Origin of the sequence: Flavobacterium movens, from assembly GCF_039581425.1 — a bacterium.
Taxonomy (GTDB): Bacteria; Bacteroidota; Bacteroidia; order Flavobacteriales; family Flavobacteriaceae; genus Flavobacterium; species Flavobacterium luteolum.
On the sequence record NZ_JBCPXY010000004.1, the window covers coordinates 100,329 to 124,005 of the forward strand.

General features: G+C 33.6%; 15 protein-coding genes. 8 read left to right on the plus strand and 7 right to left on the minus strand.

What is annotated here, in order from left to right:
- Nucleotides 1-55 precede the first annotated feature (55 nt).
- Complete coding sequence (locus tag AAYQ05_RS08965) at nt 56-388, minus strand: hypothetical protein (RefSeq protein ID WP_343542772.1); 333 nt, start codon at nt 386-388, stop codon at nt 56-58.
- 114 nt (nt 389-502) lie between these two features.
- On the opposite strand from AAYQ05_RS08965, the gene AAYQ05_RS08970 reads away from it, so the two are divergent.
- The 4 genes from AAYQ05_RS08970 to ilvA all read left to right on the plus strand — a co-directional run bounded on the left by AAYQ05_RS08970 (nt 503) and on the right by ilvA (nt 5,248).
- Complete coding sequence (locus AAYQ05_RS08970) at nt 503-688, plus strand: C1orf53 family protein (RefSeq protein ID WP_111377387.1); 186 nt, start codon at nt 503-505, stop codon at nt 686-688.
- 448 nt (nt 689-1,136) lie between these two features.
- Nucleotides 1,137-3,113, plus strand: a complete 1,977-nt coding sequence (hutU, locus tag AAYQ05_RS08975) for a urocanate hydratase (protein WP_343542774.1) — start codon at nt 1,137-1,139, stop codon at nt 3,111-3,113.
- Nucleotides 3,114-3,143: 30 nt separating this feature from the next.
- Nucleotides 3,144-3,680: a DUF4136 domain-containing protein gene (locus AAYQ05_RS08980; RefSeq protein ID WP_343542775.1), complete on the plus strand. Its 537-nt coding sequence runs from the start codon at nt 3,144-3,146 to the stop codon at nt 3,678-3,680.
- Between the two features lie 323 nt (nt 3,681-4,003).
- The gene (gene ilvA / locus AAYQ05_RS08985) at nt 4,004-5,248 is read left to right on the plus strand and encodes a threonine ammonia-lyase IlvA (RefSeq protein ID WP_343542777.1); all 1,245 of its coding nucleotides are present in this window, start codon (nt 4,004-4,006) and stop codon (nt 5,246-5,248) included.
- Between the two features lie 77 nt (nt 5,249-5,325).
- Here the strand turns inward: ilvA and AAYQ05_RS08990 are convergent, their stop codons facing one another.
- A complete protein-coding gene (locus tag AAYQ05_RS08990) occupies nt 5,326-7,743 on the minus strand; it encodes an RICIN domain-containing protein (RefSeq protein WP_343542778.1) in 2,418 nt (805 codons plus the stop codon).
- Nucleotides 7,744-8,119: 376 nt separating this feature from the next.
- On the opposite strand from AAYQ05_RS08990, the gene AAYQ05_RS08995 reads away from it, so the two are divergent.
- The 3 genes from AAYQ05_RS08995 to AAYQ05_RS09005 all read left to right on the plus strand — a co-directional run bounded on the left by AAYQ05_RS08995 (nt 8,120) and on the right by AAYQ05_RS09005 (nt 10,967).
- Nucleotides 8,120-8,530 (plus strand): group III truncated hemoglobin, encoded by a 411-nt coding sequence (locus AAYQ05_RS08995; protein WP_129746285.1) that lies wholly within the window; start codon nt 8,120-8,122, stop codon nt 8,528-8,530.
- Between the two features lie 76 nt (nt 8,531-8,606).
- A complete protein-coding gene (locus AAYQ05_RS09000) occupies nt 8,607-9,053 on the plus strand; it encodes a hypothetical protein (protein ID WP_281631357.1) in 447 nt (148 codons plus the stop codon).
- Between the two features lie 138 nt (nt 9,054-9,191).
- Nucleotides 9,192-10,967 (plus strand): aromatic amino acid hydroxylase, encoded by a 1,776-nt coding sequence (locus AAYQ05_RS09005; RefSeq protein ID WP_343542780.1) that lies wholly within the window; start codon nt 9,192-9,194, stop codon nt 10,965-10,967.
- A 209-nt stretch (nt 10,968-11,176) separates the two neighbouring features.
- Here AAYQ05_RS09005 and AAYQ05_RS09010 read toward each other — a convergent pair whose 3' ends face one another.
- The 5 genes from AAYQ05_RS09010 to AAYQ05_RS09030 all read right to left on the minus strand — a co-directional run bounded on the left by AAYQ05_RS09010 (nt 11,177) and on the right by AAYQ05_RS09030 (nt 21,422).
- On the minus strand, nt 11,177-11,812 hold the full coding sequence (locus AAYQ05_RS09010; protein ID WP_343542781.1) for a DUF4230 domain-containing protein: 636 nt from the start codon (nt 11,810-11,812) through the stop codon (nt 11,177-11,179).
- 194 nt (nt 11,813-12,006) lie between these two features.
- Nucleotides 12,007-14,319 carry a translocation and assembly module lipoprotein TamL gene (tamL, locus tag AAYQ05_RS09015; protein WP_343542784.1) on the minus strand — a complete coding sequence of 771 codons (2,313 nt, stop codon included), beginning with the start codon at nt 14,317-14,319 and terminating at the stop codon, nt 12,007-12,009.
- Entirely contained in the window at nt 14,303-19,414 is a 5,112-nt protein-coding gene (locus tag AAYQ05_RS09020; RefSeq protein WP_343542785.1) for a translocation/assembly module TamB domain-containing protein, read from the minus strand. The genes tamL and AAYQ05_RS09020 overlap by 17 nt, the downstream gene beginning before the upstream one ends.
- Before the next feature lie 164 nt (nt 19,415-19,578).
- Nucleotides 19,579-20,529, minus strand: coding sequence for a GSCFA domain-containing protein (locus AAYQ05_RS09025; RefSeq protein WP_343542786.1), 951 nt, complete (start codon nt 20,527-20,529; stop codon nt 19,579-19,581).
- 95 nt (nt 20,530-20,624) lie between these two features.
- Nucleotides 20,625-21,422 carry a hypothetical protein gene (locus AAYQ05_RS09030; protein ID WP_343542788.1) on the minus strand — a complete coding sequence of 266 codons (798 nt, stop codon included), beginning with the start codon at nt 21,420-21,422 and terminating at the stop codon, nt 20,625-20,627.
- A 356-nt stretch (nt 21,423-21,778) separates the two neighbouring features.
- Here AAYQ05_RS09030 and AAYQ05_RS09035 point away from each other — a divergent pair, with 356 nt between their 5' ends.
- Entirely contained in the window at nt 21,779-23,524 is a 1,746-nt protein-coding gene (locus AAYQ05_RS09035) for an ABC transporter ATP-binding protein (protein WP_343542790.1), read from the plus strand.
- Nucleotides 23,525-23,677: the final 153 nt, after the last annotated feature.

Sequence of the window (23,677 nt, forward strand, 5' to 3'; positions counted from 1 at the left end):
TAAAGTTGAAAGTCGAAAGTCAAAAGTCGAAAGTGATAATTCATGTCTTGATATCTTAAAGCTTATTGTATTTCAGAAACTGAAAAAATGATCTGTTTTTAAGATAATTCAAATCATTTTCTTTAGCGTAAGCTTCTCTTTCAAAACTGATATTTCGATAAGCCAAAGCTCCATTTTTATATTGTATCAGACGAATTAGATATTCTAAAAAATACCAGACAAAAAACGGAATTACTAAAAGTTCTAATTGCTGTCTCAAATGAATCTTTTCATGATTAACAAAAACCTCATTTGTTTTATCAAAATTATATTTTACCAAAACAAACGGAAATACAGCCATTCCTCGATAACCTTTCGGAATTAAATATTTGGCAACAATCAGAAACATTGGCTGTAAAATTTATAAATTTGTAGCTATAAAATTGTTCGATTTCAATAAAATCATAATCAAATCTTTTTATTTTTGATTATGATTATTCGAAAAGGAACGCGAAGCAGATTTATGAAAGAGCAAAGTAATGAAAATAAATTAATCGAAGGCGAAGATTTTTACTATACGCCTGAAGGTTATAAATGCTTTACCGAAAAACACCATTTAAAAAGAGGTTATTGTTGCAAAAGCGGATGCCGTCATTGTCCTTATGGGTTCGATAAAAGAACGGGCGAAATAAGAAGAAAAACGAATTAGATAATTCTAAAATCAACAATCTAAAATATTAATATGGATATCCATTCAAGAAAATTCAGGATTAAAATCCACAAGTCCTATCACAGGTCGGATATCCGCTATCCTTAGTTTTTTAATTAGAAAATGTGACAATTTGCCAATGTGACAATTTTAAAATGAGGCAATTAAAATAAATTTCAAATTTTAAATTCCAATTTCGTCGGTTAATATTTCGCTCCACTGGAGCTTTTATATTGGGGTTACTGTTTTTCTATAAATATTTCGCCTTTCCAAGGCTTTATTTTATCAGCTCCAGAGGAGCTAAATATTTATAGAACCAATTAACCATCTGTCATATTTGAGCCCCAGCGGGCGACATAATTAAAAAAACAAAAATTAATCTGTTGTTAATCTAACCGCAATATCTTAGCGTCTTAGAACCTTAGCAACTTAGCATCTCTAAAAAAAAATGACTTTCAAAGAACAAATACAACAAGGAATACCTTCTATATTACCTCCAAAAAAGGACTACGATCCAGCAATTAATCATGCTCCGAAACGAAAAGAAATTCTTTCGGCAGAAGAGAAAAAACTGGCGCTTAAAAATGCTTTACGTTATTTTGATCCAAAACATCATGCAGAATTAATTCCTGAATTTTCAGAAGAATTAGAAACTTACGGACGTATTTATATGTATCGTCTTCGTCCAGATTACAGAATGTATGCAAGACCGATTGAAGAATATCCTGGAAAATCATTACAAGCAAAAGCGATTATGCACATGATTCAGAACAATTTGGATTATGCTGTGGCGCAACATCCGCATGAATTGATTACCTATGGCGGAAACGGTGCTGTTTTCCAAAACTGGGCACAATATTTATTGACAATGCAGTATTTGTCTGAAATGACAGATGAGCAGACTTTAACTATGTATTCTGGGCACCCAATGGGATTGTTTCCTTCGCATAAAGAAGCGCCAAGAGTTGTGGTAACAAACGGAATGGTTATACCAAATTACTCTAAGCCTGACGATTGGGAAAAAATGAACGCTTTAGGAGTTTCACAATACGGACAAATGACAGCGGGAAGTTATATGTATATTGGCCCGCAGGGAATTGTACATGGAACTACAATCACGGTTTTAAATGGTTTCAGAAAAATAAAACAAAATCCTGAAGGAAGTTTATTTGTAACTTCTGGTCTTGGCGGAATGTCTGGCGCACAGCCAAAAGCTGGAAATATTGCAGGTTGTATTACGGTCTGCGCCGAAGTAAATCCGAAAATTACTAAAATACGTCATGAACAGGGATGGATTAATGAAGTGGTAACTTCGACTGACGAATTAGTTGCCAGAGTAGCTTTGGCGAAAACCAATAAAGAAACTGTTTCTATCGCTTATTTAGGAAATGTTGTCGACGTTTGGGAACGTTTTGATCAAGAAAACATCAAGATTGATTTAGGTTCAGACCAGACTTCTCTTCATAATCCTTGGGCTGGAGGTTATTATCCGGTTGGAATTTCGTTTGAAGAAGCAAATGATTTAATGGCAAATAATCCCGAATTATTCAAAGAAAAAGTTCAGGAAACTTTACGTCGTCATGCAGATGCAATTAACAAACACACAGCAAAAGGAACCTACTTTTTTGATTATGGAAATGCCTTTTTACTAGAAGCTTCTCGTGCAGGCGCCGATGTAATGGCCGAAAACAATATCGATTTTAAATATCCTAGTTACGTTCAGGATATCATGGGTCCAATGTGTTTCGATTACGGATTTGGTCCTTTCCGCTGGGTTTGCACTTCAGGAAAACCAGAAGATTTATTAAAGACAGATAAAATTGCCTGTGACGTTTTAGAAAAAATGGCTGAAACTGCTCCAAATGAAATTCAGCAGCAAATGCAGGATAACATTAAATGGATTAAAGGCGCGCAAGAAAACAAATTGGTTGTAGGTTCTCAAGCTCGAATTTTATATGCCGATGCTGAAGGAAGAATTAAAATCGCTGAAGCATTCAATCAAGCAATTGCAAAAGGCGAAATTGGCGCTGTGGTTTTAGGACGCGATCATCACGACGTTTCTGGAACTGATTCGCCATATAGAGAAACGTCAAATATCTACGATGGATCCCGTTTTACTGCCGATATGGCCATTCATAATGTGATTGGAGACAGCTTTAGAGGAGCAACTTGGGTTTCTATCCATAATGGCGGCGGAGTTGGCTGGGGAGAGGTTATAAATGGTGGATTTGGTATGGTTCTTGATGGTTCTACAGAGGCTTCAAAGCGTTTAGCTTCAATGCTTTTCTGGGATGTTAACAACGGAATTTCAAGAAGAAGCTGGGCCAGAAATGAAGGTGCTGTTTTTGCTATAAAAAGAGCCATGGAAGTTGAGCCATTATTGAAAGTAACTCTACCTAATCTAGTCGATGAAAGTTTGCTTTAATTAAAATTGAGAACATTAATTCTTAGAAATATGAAAACACTTAAGTTAATTCCGTTTTTGCTACTGCTGATACTTACTTCTTGCAGTACCGTGACCGTTTATTCTGATTATGACAAAACTGTCGATTTTACGCCTTATAAAACGTACGCCTACTTTAAGCCAGGAATTGACAAGGTTGAAATATCAGATTTAGATAAAAGAAGAATTTTACGCGCTATTGATGATCAAATGCAAGCTAAAGGCTTTACAAAAAGCGAAAATCCTGACTTGCTGGTAAACATTTTTACAAAATCAAGAGAACAAGTAGATGTAAACCAATTTACCGCTGGCTGGGGTTATGGCTGGGGCTGGGGTTGGAATCCTTACATGATGTATGGGGGACAAACTACAGTTTCTACTTCTACTGAAGGAACTTTATACATTGATTTAATCGATGCTAAAAAGAAAGAAATGATATGGCAAGGTGAAGGTATTGGAACTCTAACAAGAAATATCGATAAGAAAGATGAGAAAATTGCTGAGTTTGTAGCTAAAATTTTAGCTCAATATCCACCAGTAAAAAAATAGTTTTCAGTCGCAGTTGGCAGTTTTCAGTTTTTGTAAAACTTTAAATAGTTGCGAACTTTTCAGAAATAATTAATACATTTGCGCTTCAATCAGCAAAGAAAATGACAAACTTTAACAACATTATTATCGCTATTATTAGCATTATTGCAATTCAGCAATAATGGCGAGGTGCTATATAAGTTGGTAAAATATAATTTATAAGAACCTCCCAATTGGGAGGTTTTTTATTTTTAAAATAATTTTAAACAGCCACGAATTCACGAATTTATATGTTCGAAGATTATCAAAAATAATTCGTGAATTCGTGGCGAAAAAAAAATCTCATGAGTCTATTTAACGAAGTACTTAACGCAAAAAAGCAACTTGAAAATGTCGTTGCAGCAACGCCATTGATCCAAAATTTAAATCTATCAGACGAATTTGAATCGACTATTTTATTAAAAAGAGAAGATTTGCAAATTGTTCGTTCGTATAAAATTAGAGGCGCATACAATAAGATTTCTTCGTTAAATGAAAAAGAAAAAGCAAACGGAATCGTATGTGCCAGTGCAGGAAATCACGCGCAGGGCGTAGCTTATTCCTGTAATTTACTGCACATAAAAGGTAAAATTTATATGCCCAAAACAACTCCAAAACAAAAGGTAAAACAAGTTCAGTTATTCGGAAAATCGTTTGTTGAAATTGTTTTAACCGGAGATACTTTTGATGACGCTTATGGTTCTGCAACCGCAGATGCTATTAAAAATCACAAAACATTTATTCATCCTTTCGACGATGAGAAAGTAATCGCTGGACAGGGAACTGTCGGATTAGAAATTCTTGAAAGCTTTAAAGAACCAATCGATTATGTTTTTGTTCCAATTGGCGGCGGGGGATTGGCATCGGGATTGTCTGAGGTTTTTAAACATTTAAGTCCGCATACAAAAATCATTGGTGTTGAACCAAAAGGTGCTCCTTCGATGAAAACTTCCATCGAAGAAAACAAAAACACACCTCTAAAAACTATAGACAAATTTGTAGATGGCGCAGCTGTAAAACAAGTTGGCGATAAAACTTTTGAAATCTGCCGTTATAACCTAGAAGACATTATTTTAGTTCCAGAAGGAAAAGTCTGCACTACCATTTTGAGATTATACAATGAAGAAGCAATGGTGGTTGAACCTGCGGGTGCATTGACAATTGCTGCTTTGGATTTTTATGCAGCTAAAATTAAAGGCAAAAATGTAGTCTGTATTGTAAGCGGAAGCAATAATGACATTGAAAGAACTGCCGAAATAAAAGAACGATCTTTATTATATGAAGGTTTAATGCATTATTTTATGATTCAGTTTCCACAGCGTCCTGGAGCTTTAAAAGAATTTGTCAATAATATTTTAGGTCCAGATGATGACATCACTTACTTTCAGTTTGCAAAGAAAAACAGTCGCGAAGTTGGTTCTGTAGTTGTTGGTTTAGAATTGAAAAACAAAAATGATATTATGCCAATTAAATTGAAAATGACCGAAAATGGTTTTGAGTTTCAATACCTGAATGACAATCAAGATTTGTTTACTCAATTGATCGGATAAAATAAAAAAAAGGCTGTCAGATGGGACGACAGCCTTTTAAAATCAAATCAAATTACTAATTGAATGTTTGGATTTAATTATTGCTTTAATATTTTTTTCGAATAAGAACCTTTGTTATCGGTAACTTTTACAATGTACACGCCTTTTGGTAATCGAGAAATTTCTACTTCAGCTTGATTTCCTTTTACAAATTTTACATTTTTCTTTAAAACTGGCTGTCCAGTAATATTGAAAACCTGCACTTCGGCATCTCCTTCATGATTAGTATCAATTTTTAAAGCATCATCTGCTTCATTTACAAAAATGGTCATATCGTTTGAACTTGTATTTTCAACTACAGGCGTTTGCGCGGCTAAAGCACTTTTTGCTGCAGAAGATTCAACTTGCACCAATTGCCATTGCTGATTTAAACCTCCTGTATAAGCCCAAACCTGAATATTGGCTCCATTTGCTGTAGAAACATTTTCAACGTCAAGCGATTTACCGCTGTTTACGTTTATAATTTTATAATAACCAGTTCCTAAACTTGTTACTGTCCATTTGAATTCATTTGAAGATGAAAAAGTTTTCTGCTGTACTTTTAGTCCATCCACAGTTCCATTATTCTCAACCGCCAAATACATTCCTGTCGATTTTACGATAATGTAATAATTACCGCTTCCGTCAGAGACAAATTTCCATCTTTGATTACTTCCTCCTCCATTTGTAATGTCATACTGCTGAATTCTGCTTCCGCTTGTCGTAGCATTATCTGCAACATCTAACCCCCTATTGCTGTTTCTCGAAATAATATTGTAATATCCAGGAAATCCTGTTGAACCAGCCGTTACAGTAATTGCGCTTGTTGCTGTTTTAGCGCCATCAACAGTCGTCACAGTGATTGTTGCATTTCCTGCAGCAATTGCAGAAACCAATCCGTTTGAATTTACAGTTGCAACAGATGTATTGCTTGAACTCCAATTTACTGCAGTATTTGTAGCATTACTAGGAGAAACTGTCGCTGTTAATTGCTGTGACTGACCCGCTGTAATTGTTGCAGAAGTTGGACTTACACTAACTCCTGTAACCGCAACTGGATTTGATGTTCCCCAAGTAAAAGTAACCGCAGAAGATGATGGAACTGCATAATTAAATGCTGATGATCCCGAAACTACTTTTATCGTATTTGATGATCCGCCTGAGTTATAAATTACAAGTGCGGTTGACCCATCAGGATTTTTAAATGCAACTGAAGAAATACTTCCGCTTGTGCTTGAAGAACCAATTCTTACTGCACCTGGTTTTACATATTTAGAAATCTGGCCAATAATATAATACGCTACATTTTTAGTATAACTTGTACTATTATTAACTGTAATAGCACCTAAACAAGTACTGCATCCGCCAGGAGTACGAGGCCCTAAACTTGAATTGTTTGCAGCGTTCCATTCTAGAACTGTTTTAGACCAGTTATTAGTACTTCCAATCACAACGTTTTGCATGTGCCATCCAAAATCTCCGCTAAAGCTTCCACCCGAACCCGTGTATTGTTCTGTAAAATAAACATTTTTGTTGGTTTGAGTTTTTACTGTTGACATAGCTGAGATATTACCTAAATACAAATGAAATGCTGCTCCGTCAACATAAGAACTATTGTTTAAAACATCAATCGGATAGGCTGTATTATCGCAATTGTGGTCAAAAGCAATAATTTTTATGTTTCCATAGCCCGCTGCAGCCATTTGTGGCCCAAGCTGTTGATTGATAAAATTCTTTTGCTCTGTAGAATTCATCAGCATACTTGGTTCGTTGTTGGGATTTTCAGGTTCGTTTTGTGGTGTAATTGCCCAAATATTAATACCTTGTGCTTTCATAGCATCAAAATATTTTACGAAGTATTTTGCATACGCTGTATAATATTGCGTTTGCAAAGAACCTCCAACCCAAGATCCATTGGTTTTCATCCAACGCGGTGCTGACCAAGGAGTTGCCAAAATTTTAATGTTGGGATTAATCAGTAAGATTTTTTTAATAATTGGAACCAAATAAGTCAAATCAGGTCCGTTCAAACTAAAATTGTTCATGTTTGTGTCTCCTGAAGTTTCGTTATAACTGTAAGAAGAACTGCTTAAATCTGAAGCGCCAATACTAATGCGAACTACATTTGCATTTAAGCCTGTTGTCGGATTGTATAAATCATTCAATAATTGGTTTTGCTGAGTGGCAGCCATTCCAGAAATAACTTCACAGCTTCCTTCGGTAAGAGTATAACCAAATCCGTCCATAGTTTGGTAAGTTGTTCCTGCAGTTACTGTTACAGTAGAAGGATTAGTTCCAGAATTGGTTCCGAAACTTACTGTTGCCTGCTGCTGTAATAATTTAGTTTGATCTCCTGTAGTCATAAAAGGAGTTACTGTCTGAGCATTTAAGCTGTTCATGAATAAAAGCGATCCGCAACATAATAGTTTTAACGCTTTACTTACCCGATTTGTAGGTGTTTGAGTAGTTTTGTGCATTCTTTTGTAGTTTTGGTTTGATAATTAGTTTTTCATTATTTATTCAGTTTTATTTTACTAAAACAACACAATATTATGAGTATTTTTACAACATTCTCATTATTTTAACTTTACAAATACACATCAAATTAAAAAAACAGATATAACAAAAACCAATCTAATTGTTTTTCAAAATACTGAAAAACAATAATTTAAAAAACAAAAAATCATAAAAAACTTACCTGTTAAAATCGAAATAACTCATCATAAAATAAAAAATCTATACAAATCCTTACAAAATGTGATTTTATCTAGCAATTAAAGGGCATATGACAATTATCAGGAACGTAAAAGAAAGATATATTGTATTTTTGCGGTTTACTTAAAATACAATAAAATGACAGCTTTAAAAGATATATCGACAATAGAAGACATTCAGCAAATGGTTAACAGCTTTTATGCAAATGTTAGAAAGGACGATTTAATCGGGCCGATATTTAATGATAAATTACAAGACCGCTGGGAACCACATTTACAAAAAATGTACAATTTCTGGCAGACTATTCTATTTGATGTTCGCGCTTATTCTGGAACACCTTTTCCTCCACATAAACAATTACCAGTAGACAAAACCCATTTTGATCGCTGGATTGCCATTTTCAATTCGACAATCGATTCGCAATTTGCTGGTCCAATAACCGAAGAAGCCAAAATGCGTGCCACCAATATGGCTTTTATGTTCAGCCATAAAATTGAGTATTTTAGAAATGCAGAAAATGAAATGAGAAATGCAATAAAAAAATCTTAAAAAATTTCTTTCAAATAAAAAGCAGAACTTTATATTTGATAAAATGAATTAAACCCAAATCTATATTCTTTTATTTATGAAAAAAGTAATTTTCTTTATTACAATCTGTTTCTCATTTTTAAATCAATTATCGGCACAATCACAAACGTCAGCTTCTAATTTATATAAAGGAACCGTTGACGGAAAAACACCAATAACAGTTTACATTAAAACAGAAGAAAATCCTTGTACAGCCGATTTAATGTATACTTCTATGTATCGTCAGAATAAATCAAAAAACTGGATTCAGCTTAATGTTACTCAAAACAGAAAAAAAGAAAATGAATTTGTGTTAGTTGAACAAGGATTTAGTGGTGTTTTGATTTTACAAAAATTAGGAAATTCTTTTACTGGTTTATGGATTAGCCCTGATGCTAAAAAACAATTAAAAGTGGATCTCAAAGAAGCTTCGATGACTAAAAAAGAGCTTGAAAACTTCGAGAAAACAATGGAAAAAGTGAATTATGAAAATAATGATTGCTAGTAAATCATTTTATTTCCACTTTTTCAAAATCTACAAAAATGCAATAAAAATCAATTTCGAATAAAAATTTTGTGATGGATGATAAAAAAACGAGCCGTAAATTCGTAATTTTACATTTTAATCTACAACGTTTTCGAAATGAATCCAAACATTGAAACCAATCCGTTATTAGAGCGATTGCCTAAACATTTACAGCAATTTATTAAACCTCAAGATTATAGCGATTATTCTCCTATCAATCAGGCGGTTTGGCGATATGTTATGCGTAAAAATGTAGATTATCTTTCTAAAGTAGCGCATCATTCTTATCTGGAAGGCTTACGCAAAACAGGAATCGAAATTGATTCTATTCCGAGCATGTACGGCATGAACCGAATTCTAAGTGAAATTGGTTGGGCAGCGGTTGCCGTTGACGGATTTATTCCGCCAAATGCTTTTATGGAATTTCAGGCTTACAATGTTCTAGTTATTGCGTCTGATATTAGACAATTGGAACATATTGAATATACTCCTGCTCCAGACATTATTCACGAAGGTGCTGGCCACGCTCCTATTATTGCAAATCCTGAATATGCGGAATATTTGAGACGTTTTGGTGAAATTGGATGCAAAGCGATTTCCTCACACAAGGATTATCAAATGTATGAAGCAATTCGTCTGCTTTCTATTTTAAAAGAAGCCGAAGATACGCCTCAAGAAAAAATCGACGAAGCTGAAAAAGCGGTTGCCGATTTGCAAAATGATATGGGAGAATTGTCTGAAATGGCTCAAATAAGAAACCTGCATTGGTGGACTGTTGAATACGGCTTGATCGGAACGGTTGAAAACCCGAAAATATATGGCGCTGGATTGCTTTCTTCAATTGGAGAAAGTGCCCACTGTATGACCGATGATGTAAAGAAAATACCTTATGATATTTCGGCTGCAAATCAGAATTTTGATATTACGCAGTTACAGCCTCAATTATATGTGACTCCAAATTTTTCTTATTTAAGTTTAGTTCTAGAAGAATTTGCCAATAAAATGGCTTTACGAACTGGAGGCCTTTCTGGAATTCAAAAACTGATTCAATCGAATGCTTTAGGAACTATTGAATTAAGTACAGGTTTACAGATTTCGGGAGTTTTTACAAATGTTATTGAAGAAGAAGGAAAACCAGTTTATATTCAGACCACTGGAAAAACGGCTCTTTCCTACCGCGAAAAAGAATTAGTGGGTCATGGAACTTTAACACATCCACATGGTTTTGGAAGTCCGATTGGGAAACTGAAAGGTTTTAATCTAGCGATTGAAGATATGAGTCCGAAGGATTTACAGGCTTACAGTATTGTAGAAAATGAGACCGTAAAACTAGAATTTGAAGGCAATATTATTGTGCAAGGTGAAATTATCACAGGTTCTAGAAATCTTCACGGAGAAATCATTTTAATCAGTTTTAGAAATTGCACCGTTACGCATGGAGAAACCGTTTTATTTCAGCCTGAGTGGGGTAACTATGATATGGCAATTGGCAAAAAGGTGATTTCGGCATTTTCAGGTCCTGCCGATGTAAATAGTTTTGACTTAATCAATATTGTTCCTTCAACGAAAACGATCAAAGCAAAACATACTGATGAACGTGATGAATTGGAGCATTTGTATGCTTCTGTTCGTGAAATCAGAACGAATAAATCTTCTAAAAACGAATTAAAATCTGTTTTTGAAAAGCTAAAAAATAACCATTCAAACGACTGGTTATTGTCTGTTGAAATTGCTGAGCTTTTGAAGGATTCAGACGAGAAACAGCTTCTACAGGAAGTTTTGGTTTATTTGGATCAATTGAAAGAAAGACGTCCTGAAATTGCACATTTAATTTCTGGCGGATTGGATTTGATTTTTGACAGTTCTTTGCCTAATTTGCCACAAAGGCACTAAGACACGAAGTTTTTTTAATCTCGCAAAGATGCCGATTTTGTAAAAATATTAAAAAAGGCTTTAGCCAAATCCTATATTTTGGCTAAAGCCCTTTGCTTAGGTCTTTATTTTTCCTCCAGCTAAAGCAGGAGGCAATTCAAAAAATCATTTTAATCCTTTAATCTGTGACAAAAATTCTTTGCTACTCTACGTCTTTGCGAGATTCTTTTTTACAACTTTGAATTCAAATCCTTAGTCAGCTCCGTTTCAGATTCAATAGTTTTTCCGTTGTATTGCAGTTTCCAACCCATTGAATTGGTCATGATTAAAATCTTAGATAATTCGCTTATCAACCGATTTTGAGCATTGGTTTTTAGGGTCGAATTTTCGATTTTCTTAGCCAAATTTGCTTTTACCGATTTATTGATTTTATTGTAATCGTCTCCCGTAAACGGATTCAGTTTGCTTTGCTCAACATCATAAAACTGTATGTCTGGATTTATGGTGATTTCTTCTTTCGGAATATTTAAAATCGTAATGGTTTTGTTTTTTTCATCAATATCATATTTCATTTGATGCAGATCATAAGCAACCGTTACGTTTGCATTGACCACAATGAGTGCTTTTTTCTCAAAAGAAATCATGTCCATTAAATACTTCTGCTGATTTTTATAAGTGATGACTTCTGAGAAATGCCCTTCGGTAACAACCAATTTTCCAACGTTAAGAATCTGCTGCTGAATTAAATTGGTATTGTACTGAATATCTGAATCGTCTTCTTTTTTGAACTGGCAATATTTAAATCCAAGAACAATTATTAAAACGATAACTCCGACACCTATAATTCTTTTGATCAAGTTTTGCATTCCTCTAAAATATTTTAGACCAATTTACTCCTTTTTTTCTTTTTTTTCGCCACGAATTCACGAATTTTCGCTAATCCCTTTGGGTTAAAAATATGGAAGTATTTCACAAATCAAATTCGAAAAATTCGGCCTAGCTAACCAACAAATTAAAAATAATTCGTGAATTCGTGGCTAATCGATCCCTGCAAATAAATTTAAAATGGATATCCAATAGCAATATTCAAAATCAGATTATCTTTTCTCCAAGAACTGCTTCCTAGGTTAATGTCATCAATCACCCAACGTTGTCCATCTGGTAAAGCAGGATTTCGAAGCGGAATAGCTAAATCAGTTCTTAAGATCAAGAAAGATAAATCGAAACGTAAACCTGCTCCTGCTCCAACAGCTATTTCTTTCATAAAATCTTTTGAGATTTCTGCTCCTGGTTTGTTCGGATCAGCGTGTAAAAGCCAAATATTACCTGCATCCAGAAAAACCGCGCCTCTTACTATACTGAAAAGCTTAGCACGATATTCAGTATTAAATTCCAGTTTTAAATCGGCTGATTGATCAGGCGTATAATTATCATTTGTCGTTGGTGGAATAACATAACTTCCCGGCCCTAAAGTTCTAGCTCTAAAAGCTCGAATACTATTGGTTCCCCCTACTACAAATTGTTTAGATGCTGGAAGTGTATTCGAATTTCCATAGGCAAATCCCGCTCCAACAATCAATCTGCTGGCTAATTCGCTTTCTTTTCCCAATTTTAAATAATGCCTGAAATCGGATCTGATTTTTACATATTGGCTAAACGGAACATCAAATATGGTTTTAACCTTATTTGGATAATCAGCACCTGTGATCAAGCCAGTTAAATTTCCCGCCAAATCCAATTCACCATTAAAATAGATTGTATTCTTTTTACGTTTCTGCATGGTATTGGTATAGGTGTAATTGTACGTTGGGCCAAAAACCAGCTGTTTTTCAATTACTTTTCCTAAAGCCGCATCTTGCTCTATATCTGCCATATATTCTGGCGTTACATGGTTCGGGCTTACATAGGTCACATCAATTACATTCAATTGATGTTCTTTACGAATGTTTTCTTTCCACATATAACCAAAGGAAGTATTAAAAGAATTCAAAGCATACAGTTGCGTCCTTTTTTGATATTCGTAACGCAAAGTGGCTTTGGTTCTTGGCACATATTCGCTATTTCCTTCAATATGAAAAGGCGTTATGAATCTTGGCCAGGTTAAACTAACTTCTCCTCCCAGTTTATAAATATTCTTTCCTTTGTTTGTTCCTCCCAACTGAAAATCGGCACCACCAAAAACAGAAGCCGTAAACAATTCGGCACCCTTTAGAAAATTACGGTTGTTCCAGTTTAAATTTAATTCTGTACCGGTATAACTCGCAGAATTGGTTTTTCCAATCACTTCCACACGAATAAACTTTTTAGGCAAAAGTGTCAAGAAATAGTATGAATCTAAAGCATTCGGAATAGAATCTGAAGGCTTAAATTCGTTCTTGACAAAACTAAACGTTCCAAGATTTACAAATCGGTTTAAAGTTAAATTATGATCTTTTCGATTGTAAACATCTCCTTTTTTAAAATAAATCGTCCGATCGTAAATTCTTGGTTTAAAAGTTTCTGTCGTATCAATTATAGTGAGATCTTTATATTGTGTGATATTCCTTTTTCTATAAACCGCACTATCATTCGTTAGAGAATAATTCGGATACACAAAGATTTTATCTATTTTGTATGAAGTCAAAGCTTTTACAGGCGTATCATCTTTTATCACCAATCTGATTCGCACTTCGTGATCTCCTTTGCTACTATCTACTTTTGCCAAAATATAATCTGGATTAAAATAGAAATAGCCTTTTTCTTTTAACCTCGCATCGATTCTTTCTCTTTCTGCTTTTATCACATCCAAATCGTATGGATTTCCAACTTTAAGGAGACTCCTTCTATGGCTTTTGGCTATAATTTTTGACATCTTTAAAGAATCGTCTGGAAACGTAACACTTTTTATTATGTATTGTTTTCTAGGCGTAACCGTATATTCGGCCGTCACTCTTTTATTTCGCACAGTCGAATCGGCACTGACACGGGTTTTAAAATAACCTCTGTTTTCTGTAAAATTTCGTAAAACCGACGCATTATAATCTAAATCAACTTGACTGAAAAGTACTGGCGGTTCTCCAACTTTATTGCGTAACCAGTATCTTGTTCCTTTATCTTTTTTAGGTTCGCCGGCAAGATTATAAATCAATAATTTAGGACGAAGCCCAAAGATTTGTTTATTGGGTTTTGGGCGCAATAAACCTTCTAATTCTGTTTCCAACGCTTTTCGATCTTTCTTTTTCATGATCGAATCTTTGATGGTTACAGAACCTCCTGTATAAAGCAGATCGCCTTCTGGAAGGTATTTTGTATTACTGCATCCTACAGCAAAAAATACCGAAAGTAGTACGAAACACTTTAAATATATATTGATATAATTACGTTTTTTGCTCATTTCCCTTAATCTCTTTTTCGTCTTCGTTGTCTTGCAGTTTTTGTTTTTCTTTTTCTTCTTTCTTTTTTTGCTTTTCTTTTTCTTTACGGATTTTCTCTTCTCTTATCAATTCTTTTTCTGCTTCTGTACGATGAAATAGTTCTCTAAATTTATTGTAGCTCATTGTAATCACAAATGCAACTCCAGTCTCAATAACCTGCCCTTCAACCGCAACCTGATATTGATTTTTGCGATAAGCTCGAACCATATATCGGCCATCTTTTGTTAATTGATAATCTAGAGCCACATCGCCCGCAATATTGGTGCTATCTTCATTGGCACGTTCTTGTCCTTCAACACCAAAACTGCTTCCAACAGTAATTTTCAATCGATCATCCAGCAGTTTTTTAGAAACTTCAACATTTAGATCGGTTCTGTTCTGCATGGTTCCTGTGGTGTAATCTTCTGTAGATTCCAAATCGAAATTGACCTCAAATCCTTCAACAAGATCCCCTGCTAGATTATTCAATTGCTGCGAAAGTATTTTACTCACACTCTGTCTTGCAAAAGATTCTGCACTTACGCCACCACTTTCGCTCGCAAACGGATTTTCGCCCACAAATCTGTTCAATAATAAAAGAGCAAAAACTTGTTTGTTGAGTTCTGCTGGATCTTGCTCTAATTGTTTCAGTTTTGCCCGTGTCATATCTACAACATTTGAAGCAACATTATAATTCCCTTCAGGAAGTACAATTCCAAACGAGATTTCTGGTTTCAGCAATTCTCCATTCATTTTCAATAAAGTCTGAAAAGGGAGCTTTTGCTTATAGGTATTTTGTACCGCTTGAGTTTCTCCTTTTATCTGATTTCCTAACAAATCAATTGGCGCTGTGTTTACTTTATAAATAGCTGTAATATTTAAAGTTGCCATTGTCGGCTCTCCATTCCAAGTGATATAACTTCCTTTCTGAATATCAAATTTTCTTTTGATTCCGTTGAAATTCATTTCGTAAGCACCATCCGAAAATTCATATTTCCCTGTTAAAGTTGTTTTTCCAGACTGATCTATTCCACCGACTAATTCTGCTTCACCTTTTAAGTTCAAGTAATCGCCATTAGATTTGTCAATCAGCAAAGTTAATTCTGCTTCCTTATTGATTGAAATGGCCACATTTACATCCATTCCTTTCAATTCTGACTGATTCAGTTTGTTCTGCATATTAACCGTTTGTTTCAAGTACATATTGTCTTCATCAACAAATTCTACAATTCCTTCTCGATCAGCAATTGAAGGATCTGACTGTGGCATAACAACAGTAAACTTAGTTTCTTTATTGATTTTAAGCGTTCCGTCAACAACTGGACTATCCAAATTTCCTTTAATATTCAGTTTTGTATCTAAGAATAGATCTCCATAGAACAAATCGTTGTCTTTGGCTTTAGAATGAATGGCTCTAAAATCATCAGCTTCAACCAACAAATTGAAATTGTATTTGACAAAATCTGGAGATTGAATGGTTCCATTTACAAACAATTCGTTGTCATTTTCGTCAAAAAGAGAGAATTTATCAAATGAAATGGTTCCATCATTAAAAGTGATTTTTTCGTTTTTGGTTTTAAAGTACGAATTCAATTGTGTCACTCTAAAACCAGCATCATTAAAAATCAATTCGCCATTAACTTTTGGAGCCGAAGTATTTCCTGTCAATTTAAAATTTCCTGATAAAAACCCTTGCCCTTCAGTAATATTTCCCATACTGAAACCTTGAATACTTTTAATATTCAATTTATTAATCAGTACATCAAAATCAAAATTTCCAGTATCTAATAAATAATCTCCAGTAAGTTTTAAGTCATTTCCTTCGTCACTCAAGGCTACATTTGCAGCAAGCGTATTGGCAGTTTTATTATCTACTTTTATTTCTAAATCACCAACTTTTGAGCCTTTAAAACTAAAATCATCAATTTTTAGATCTGAAGTAAAAGTTGGGTTTGTCATCACATTTTCAACCAACGCATTTCCGTTTATCAGACCTTGCATTAGCAGTTCATCCTTTTTAACCATATTCATAATGGTTTCGATTTTGAAGTTTACAAAATCGACTTGCAACGGCGCATTGTCTTGTGTTCCTTGAGATTGAATTTTTAATTCGTTTCCGTTATTACTCAAATTGAATTTATTGACATAAAGTCGTTTTTCACCAAACTCAATTGCATTTTCTGGATCGACATTCCACTTATCATAATTTAAAATAAAGCTGTCTGCATCGAGTTTTACAATATTTTTAGAATCTTCTGCTTTAAATTCGCCTGCAATAAAATATTGCTGCTTTTGTTTTGCATCTTGAACTTCAAGCGCATAAGTCAGAATATTATTCTGCACATTTCCAGACAGACTTGTAAACGGAATTTTCAAAGAACCGCTTTCGATTGTTGCAACAGAAACTAAATATTCTAGCGCATTTTCTTTGGCTTCTATATTAATTTTTCCGTCAGAAATTGTGTTGCCACCATAAACAATTCTCGGAATCATTCCTTTTACTGTCAAAGAATCTGTCCGATTATTATAATTTCCTTTTATTGTAAAAGGTTCTAATCCAGTTAATTTTGGCAATAATTTAAAAAGTACTGGATCATTATCGACTTTAAGCATAAAAGCCAATCTTTGTTCGTCTGATTCTGCGTTGACTTTTGGATTTTTAAGATCAATATATTTCGACAATGATTTTTGAAGTGAGTTTGCCAAAGTCGTCAATTTGTATTTTCCGGTTACTTCGGCTTTTAAAAACTGTGACGAAATTTTAATCGAATTGCTATCTTTATCTGCAAAAGCCAAAACACGAATCGAATCTAAAACTATTGGTTCTGCATCTTGCAAAATCTGAATATTCGACAAAAACACTTTTCCGTTTAAGAAATCTGGATTGCTGTTGGTTATATCGGCATCAACATTTCCTCGAAGTTTCATCGGACCTGCATGCAAATTGAGTTTGTCTAAATCGGCTATATCTAAATTCAGTTTTAATTTTACAGTTGGATATTTATCTTTTGTATCTCCGCTTGCCGTTAAATCGAAATTCAGATTTGGATCTTTCATTCCCGATTGCACAGCAAAAGAACCGTTTTCGATATTTCCTTTTAAAGCCAAGTCTTTATAAGTGTATCGATTAAAAACCGCCTTCTGCACCAAACCATCAATCGCCGCATTTGCCGTTTTCGGATCTAAACCAGTTCCTTTGACTTTCGCTTTAAGCGTAATTTTTCCGATAGAATCGTTTTTAATTAAACGGCCTAAATCGAAATCCAGAAGATAAACCTGGGCATCGTATTTTTCTCTTTTTTTAATACGCTGATCGAACAAAGCATCAACTTTTGCATTTCCGAAACTGCTATTTAAAGACAGATTGGTTTTGAAATTCTGAACCGATCCTTTAAATTTTCCCTGTAAACTTAGTTGTGAAGGAATTTGAATATTCTTCGGAATTGTTCCCGCTGGCACAAACATATTAATGTCTTTTGCCGTGCTTGAAATCTTTTTAATATTCAAATCATAATATGCTTTTTGGGCATCAGGCAATCCTGCAATTTTTCCCGAAAGAGAAACTTTTGTAGAACCAATTCCGCTCATTTCAAATTTTGAAATATTTAGATCTTTTACTTTTCCGCTAACACGGCTATCCACATACAAAATCGCATTTGGATTACTTTTAAACGGATTTGTATTTTGAAGATCGGGAACAAACAATAAAATATCTTTGAAGCCAATTTTAGATTGTTTCAAATTGGCATCAATAGCCAGATTTCCTAAATCTTTCTGAAGTGACTCTAACGATTTATATTCGGCTTTAACTTTATCTTGAACAAGAGTCTGTGGTGTTTTTAAATACAGATTATCCAGCGAAGCATTTTTGGGTCCGTAAAAGAAATCGGTTTTAAAAGCCTGAATCTGTAACCCACTTTTTTCGTTTACGGTAAGTGTTTTTATATTCCCCGAAATCGTATCATTTCCATAATAGAGTTTCTCAGCTTTAAAATTGAATTTGCTCAAATCTAAATGCGCGTAATCAATTCCTTTTGTTTTTGGTTTTGACTGCATATCATCAAACTTGAAGGCAATATTTTCAATATTAACTTTATTAAGTTTAGCCTTCCAACCCGCTTGTTTTATGGCTGTTGTGTCTAAATTTGGAGTTTCAATCTGCTTGTCTTTTGCTCCTAATCTTAGATTTCCGTTTAGATTTTTTAATTCGAAAGTATCAAAATCCAAAAGCTGTTTATTTAGGTCTATCTCGTTTACTGCTAAATTTAAATTCCCTAAACGAATGCCAGAATTGAGTTTGGAATCTTTGTTGTCGTATAAAATATCGATTTTAGATAAAGTAATTTTTTCTAATGCCAATTTGAAATCTGGCCTTTTCGAAATCGTATCGACAGTTTTAACCGAAACCTCTGCAATTTTCTCCACAACATCTTGATCTAAAACAACTTTCAAACCGTTCAGATTGATACTCGGAATATTAAAATCCATTTTATCTAGATCGAACTTTTTGAATTTGGTATCAAAATGTGTTAGATTTACTTTGATATCATTCTTCGAAAAATCATCTTTAAAATTGAATTTCACCTGATCGAGATTTACTTTGACCACCGAAATTTTAAAGGGCTTAGCGTTCGGATCTTCTACTTCTGGTTCTTTTGATTCGAATGCTTTTAAGATATAATCAAAATTGAAAATGCCATTTTTATCTCTAGAAATATTGGCTTTTACGTTTTCCAATGAAACCGAATTAATTTCGAGTTCGCTGCTCACCAATTTAAAAAGATCCACATCGACCTCTAATCGTTTACCTGCCAACAAAGTATCTTTTTTTTGGTCTTCAAAATAAAAACCTTCCAGAACTACATCTTTAGGAAATTTAATTAGAATTTTATCTAGAGAAACTTTGGTTTTGATCTTACCTTCAAGATAAGTAATTGCTTTGTCTTTAACGAAATTCTGAACCGATGGAACCTGAATTAAGATTATTAAAAGCAATAATAACGCAATCACAGAAACCACGCACCACATTAGGATACGAAGTGTTTTTTTAAAAAAATAAACAGGTTTCTTATTCATACGTCAATAAAATCGGATTAGATTAAAATTGCTTCTGAAAAAAGCAGGGTTGCATATTTTACAAAAATGTAAAATTTAAACCTTAACAATTTACATAATTCTGAGCAATTATTCTAAAATTTTATTGTTGTTTTGCCACGAAGGCACAGAGGCTCGAAGTTTTTCTAAAATTTTATATGCGGTAATTTTTCTCCTAGAAGTTTTATCTTTTGATGAAGTTTAAATAAGAATTTTTGATGCTGTTCTGATTCTGGATTAAAACTCCTATGACGCAAACTTTTCTGGATTTCGTCTACTTCTTTCATCACGGAAGCACTCTCTTCTGAAACATAATTTTCGCTAAAAAGCTTCCAGATGTAATCTATCGCAATCTGATTTGGATGTAGCATATCTTCGTTGTAAAAACGATAATCACGAAGTTCGTCCATCATGATTTCGTAGGAAGGGAAGTAGTCAAAAGTTGAAAGTCGAAAGTCAAAAGTCTTATGCAATGCTGTAAATAAATGTGACTTACTTAATTGATTTTCTACAAAGCCATCTTTTATATGGCGAACTGGGGAAATAGTGAAAATGAAATTTATATTAGGATTTAAAGCCTGAACAGCTTCAATTGTGTTTTGAATACTTTTTTGAATTATTTCGACCGATAGTAATTCTTTAGAAAATTGTTTCTGAGGCACTTTATGGCAGTTGGCTACAATTTGATCTTTATCGAGATTTCTGTAAATCCATGAAGTTCCAAAAGTGATAATAATATGCGTGGCTTCTTTAAGCTGTTTATGCGTTTCTGTTACTGCTTTATTTAGCGTTTCTAATAATTCCTGACGATCAGAGTTGCTTAAATCTGAATGAACTTCAAAACTATGCCAACGCTCATTATAAAAGAAAACATCTTTTTCTTCAAACCATTCTTGTTTCAAAACTCTATCAAATAATTTCTCGATAGAAACGGGATTAAAAATAATTCCAAACGGATTGGTCTCATTCTGAAATTTAAAATAGTCAAATTTCTCAGACATGTTCTCAGCAAAACAAGAACCTATAGAAAGTATTTTCGAATCGTAATTGATCGGATTATTACTTTTTGAAACGGGTATTTGAGTTCTGAATTGCATGATTTCTAATTTAAACACGAATTTCATCAATTTTAAGCAATAAAAAAACCAAATACAAAAGTATTTGGTTTCTATAATTATAGTAATGCTTTTAATTAATAAGTATACTCATTAGATTCAGCAGCTGTAATTCCGTCTCTTTTGAAATTAGTAATTTTTGAAGGGAAATTATTTGCATCATATACGATTTCGCTTTTGTATACATTTGGTGTTTGATTTGAATAAGATGCTGTATACTTAACAACATTGTTCACCGAGCTATACACAGAACCTTCACCTTCACTATGATCTATTAGCAAATTGAATCCTGCAATGTTTTTATATGGATTGTTTTTATTGTCATATTCATATTGAGCTGTAAATACACTACCTGATTGTGAATCTGTTTGTACACTTTTAACTAGATTTCCGTTCGCAAAAGTTAACACTTCAGAATAAACACTTTTTGTTTCTATAGTACCATTTATATTGTAGCGCTCTCTTTTTACTGTTCCATCTGCGTTATGCGTAAATACTACTCTGCTATTGTATTCACCATTAGGAAATGCTGTAGAAAAACCTTCTGCATAAACATACTCTGTAAGTTTTCCGTTTGTATATTTATACGTTGTTATGTCGCTAATAATATCTTTACCGCTTTCAGTATCATAATTAGTTTCTTTTACCACAAGGTTACCATCGTAAGTGTAATCAGTTCTTCCTGTTTCATCTTTCATGCTTACAATTTTAGTACCATTGTAAGTTGCTACATAAGTAGAATTTTCTGAAGGATATCCTACACTAGAATATTTAATTGTTTTTGGCAAAATAACATTTCCTTCTTGATTATCATCGCTTGAACAAGATGTTAAGACTAGTGCTAAAGCACCAAAAAAGCATAAAATTTTTTTCATTTTGATTTGGTTAAAATTCTTAATGGTGCAAACGTACTATAACCAAATATTAAAACCTTACGGGAATCCACATCAAAGTACAATTTACAATTAAGATAATTCTTAAAACACTAGTATTAAACAATATAAAAAACCTACTTAATGAGTTTTTTTTCTAAAAAACCAAGTATTTCAAAAAAAATTTACGCTTTTATGCATTATTTAATTTTCACTAAAAAAATTGAAACACATAAAAAACTTTTAAAACTCCATAGACAACTTTATCTGTAAAAAAATACATTTTTAATAACAGAAATGAACTTCACAAACTAAAACAATTCCTTACTTTTGCATCTTCCATTTTTTTTAAATCTTATATGAAATTACTATATACCTACATTATCAGACACAAAATGCTTTTGTTTTTTGCTTTGATAATGGCTACTATCAACATTTGTTTCAGTTTGTCAGACTCTGTAATTACAGGAAAATTAATGCAAGACTGTGGTGTCGGTCTGGCAAAATACAAAGGAAACGAAATCGGATTTATAAAATCTTTAGCTTTCTGGCTTGGTCTTTCGCTTGGTGCAGCCATGATTTCTAGAATTACCAAAAACTTTCAAGATTATTTTACCAATGTGGTCATTCAGAGAACAGGAGCGCAAATGTATACTGACGGTATCAAGAAATCTTTAGATCTTCCTTATGCAGAATTTGAAGACCAGCGAAGTGGTGAAACCTTAAGCAAATTGACAAAAGTTAGAATCGATTCAGAAAAACTGATTACGCTTTCTATTTCGTTAATTTTTCAAACCATTATTGGATTCATTTTCGTAATCGTTTATGTTGCAAGAATTGATTTTAGAATTTCCATTATCTTTTTAATTACAGCGCCAATTATTGCTTTGGTGAGTTTGTATTTAGGAAAAAAAATCAAAATTGTTTCTCGAAAAATTGTGAATCAAACCAATGCGTTGGCAGGTTCTACAACGGAAAGTTTACGAAACATCGAGTTAGTAAAAAGTCTTGGTTTGACGTATCAAGAAGAAAAACGTTTAAATTTAAATACGTTTAAGATTCTTCAATTAGAATTACAGAAAATCCGATTCATTAGAAGTTTAAGTTTCATCCAAGGAACAACGGTTCATTTCCTAAGAACTTGTGTGGTTTTTGCTTTATATTATTTCTTGTTTGGAGGAAAAATTATTGTTGGAGATTTATTGACAATGGTCTTTTTTACCTTCTTTATTTTTGGTCCTTTACAAGAATTAGGAAACTTTATTATTGCTTTAAATGAGACTAAAGTTTCGATGGAAAATTTCAAAAACTTATTGAATGCTCCAAAAGAATTCCGTCCAAAATCCCCAAAACATATTGGCGCAATTCAGAAACTGCTTTTCGAAAATGTAAGTTTTCAGCATAAAACAGCCAAATTTAAGGCGGTTGAGAACATTAATTTCGAAATTAAACAAGGCCAGACCGTTGCCTTTGTTGGTCCGTCTGGATCTGGAAAAACGACTTTAGTAAAATTATTAGTTGGATTGTATACGCCAGAAGAAGGTCAGGTTTTGTATAATGATATTGATTCTACCGAAATTGATTTATTAGACTTAAGAAAACAACTTGGTTTCGTTACCCAAGACGCTCAATTATTCTCAGGAACAATTCGCGAGAACTTGTTATTTGTTAAGCCAAATGCAACCGATGAAGATTTATACGACGCTCTAAAACGTGCAAGTTGCGATAAATTACTTAGACGTGCAGAAGATGGTTTAAACACCACAATTGGTGAAGGCGGAATTAAAGTTTCTGGTGGAGAGAAACAGCGTCTATCTATAGCGAGAGCTATTCTTAGAAATCCGAATTTATTGATTTTTGATGAAGCTACTTCCGCTTTAGACTCTATTACTGAAGAAGAAATTAATGATACTATTCGAAATATATCAGATAAAAATAGAATTACGGTTTTAATTGCGCATCGTTTATCAACTGTGATGCATGCTGATAGAATTTTTGTTCTAGAACAAGGCAAAATCATTGAGCAAGGCAAACATGAAGATTTGATCGTGGAGAAAGGATTGTATTATGCAATGTGGCGCCAGCAGATTGGGGAGCGAAAATAGTTTTTTAAAAGGTTTTGAGGTGCTAAGATACTAAGGTTCTAAGTTCTTTCTTTTTTGAATAGCGTCCAGCTTTAGCTGGATGTATATAATAAATTAAAACTAAAGGGCTTTAGCCAAACGTAATAGTTTGGCTAAAGCCCTTTTCTAATTCTT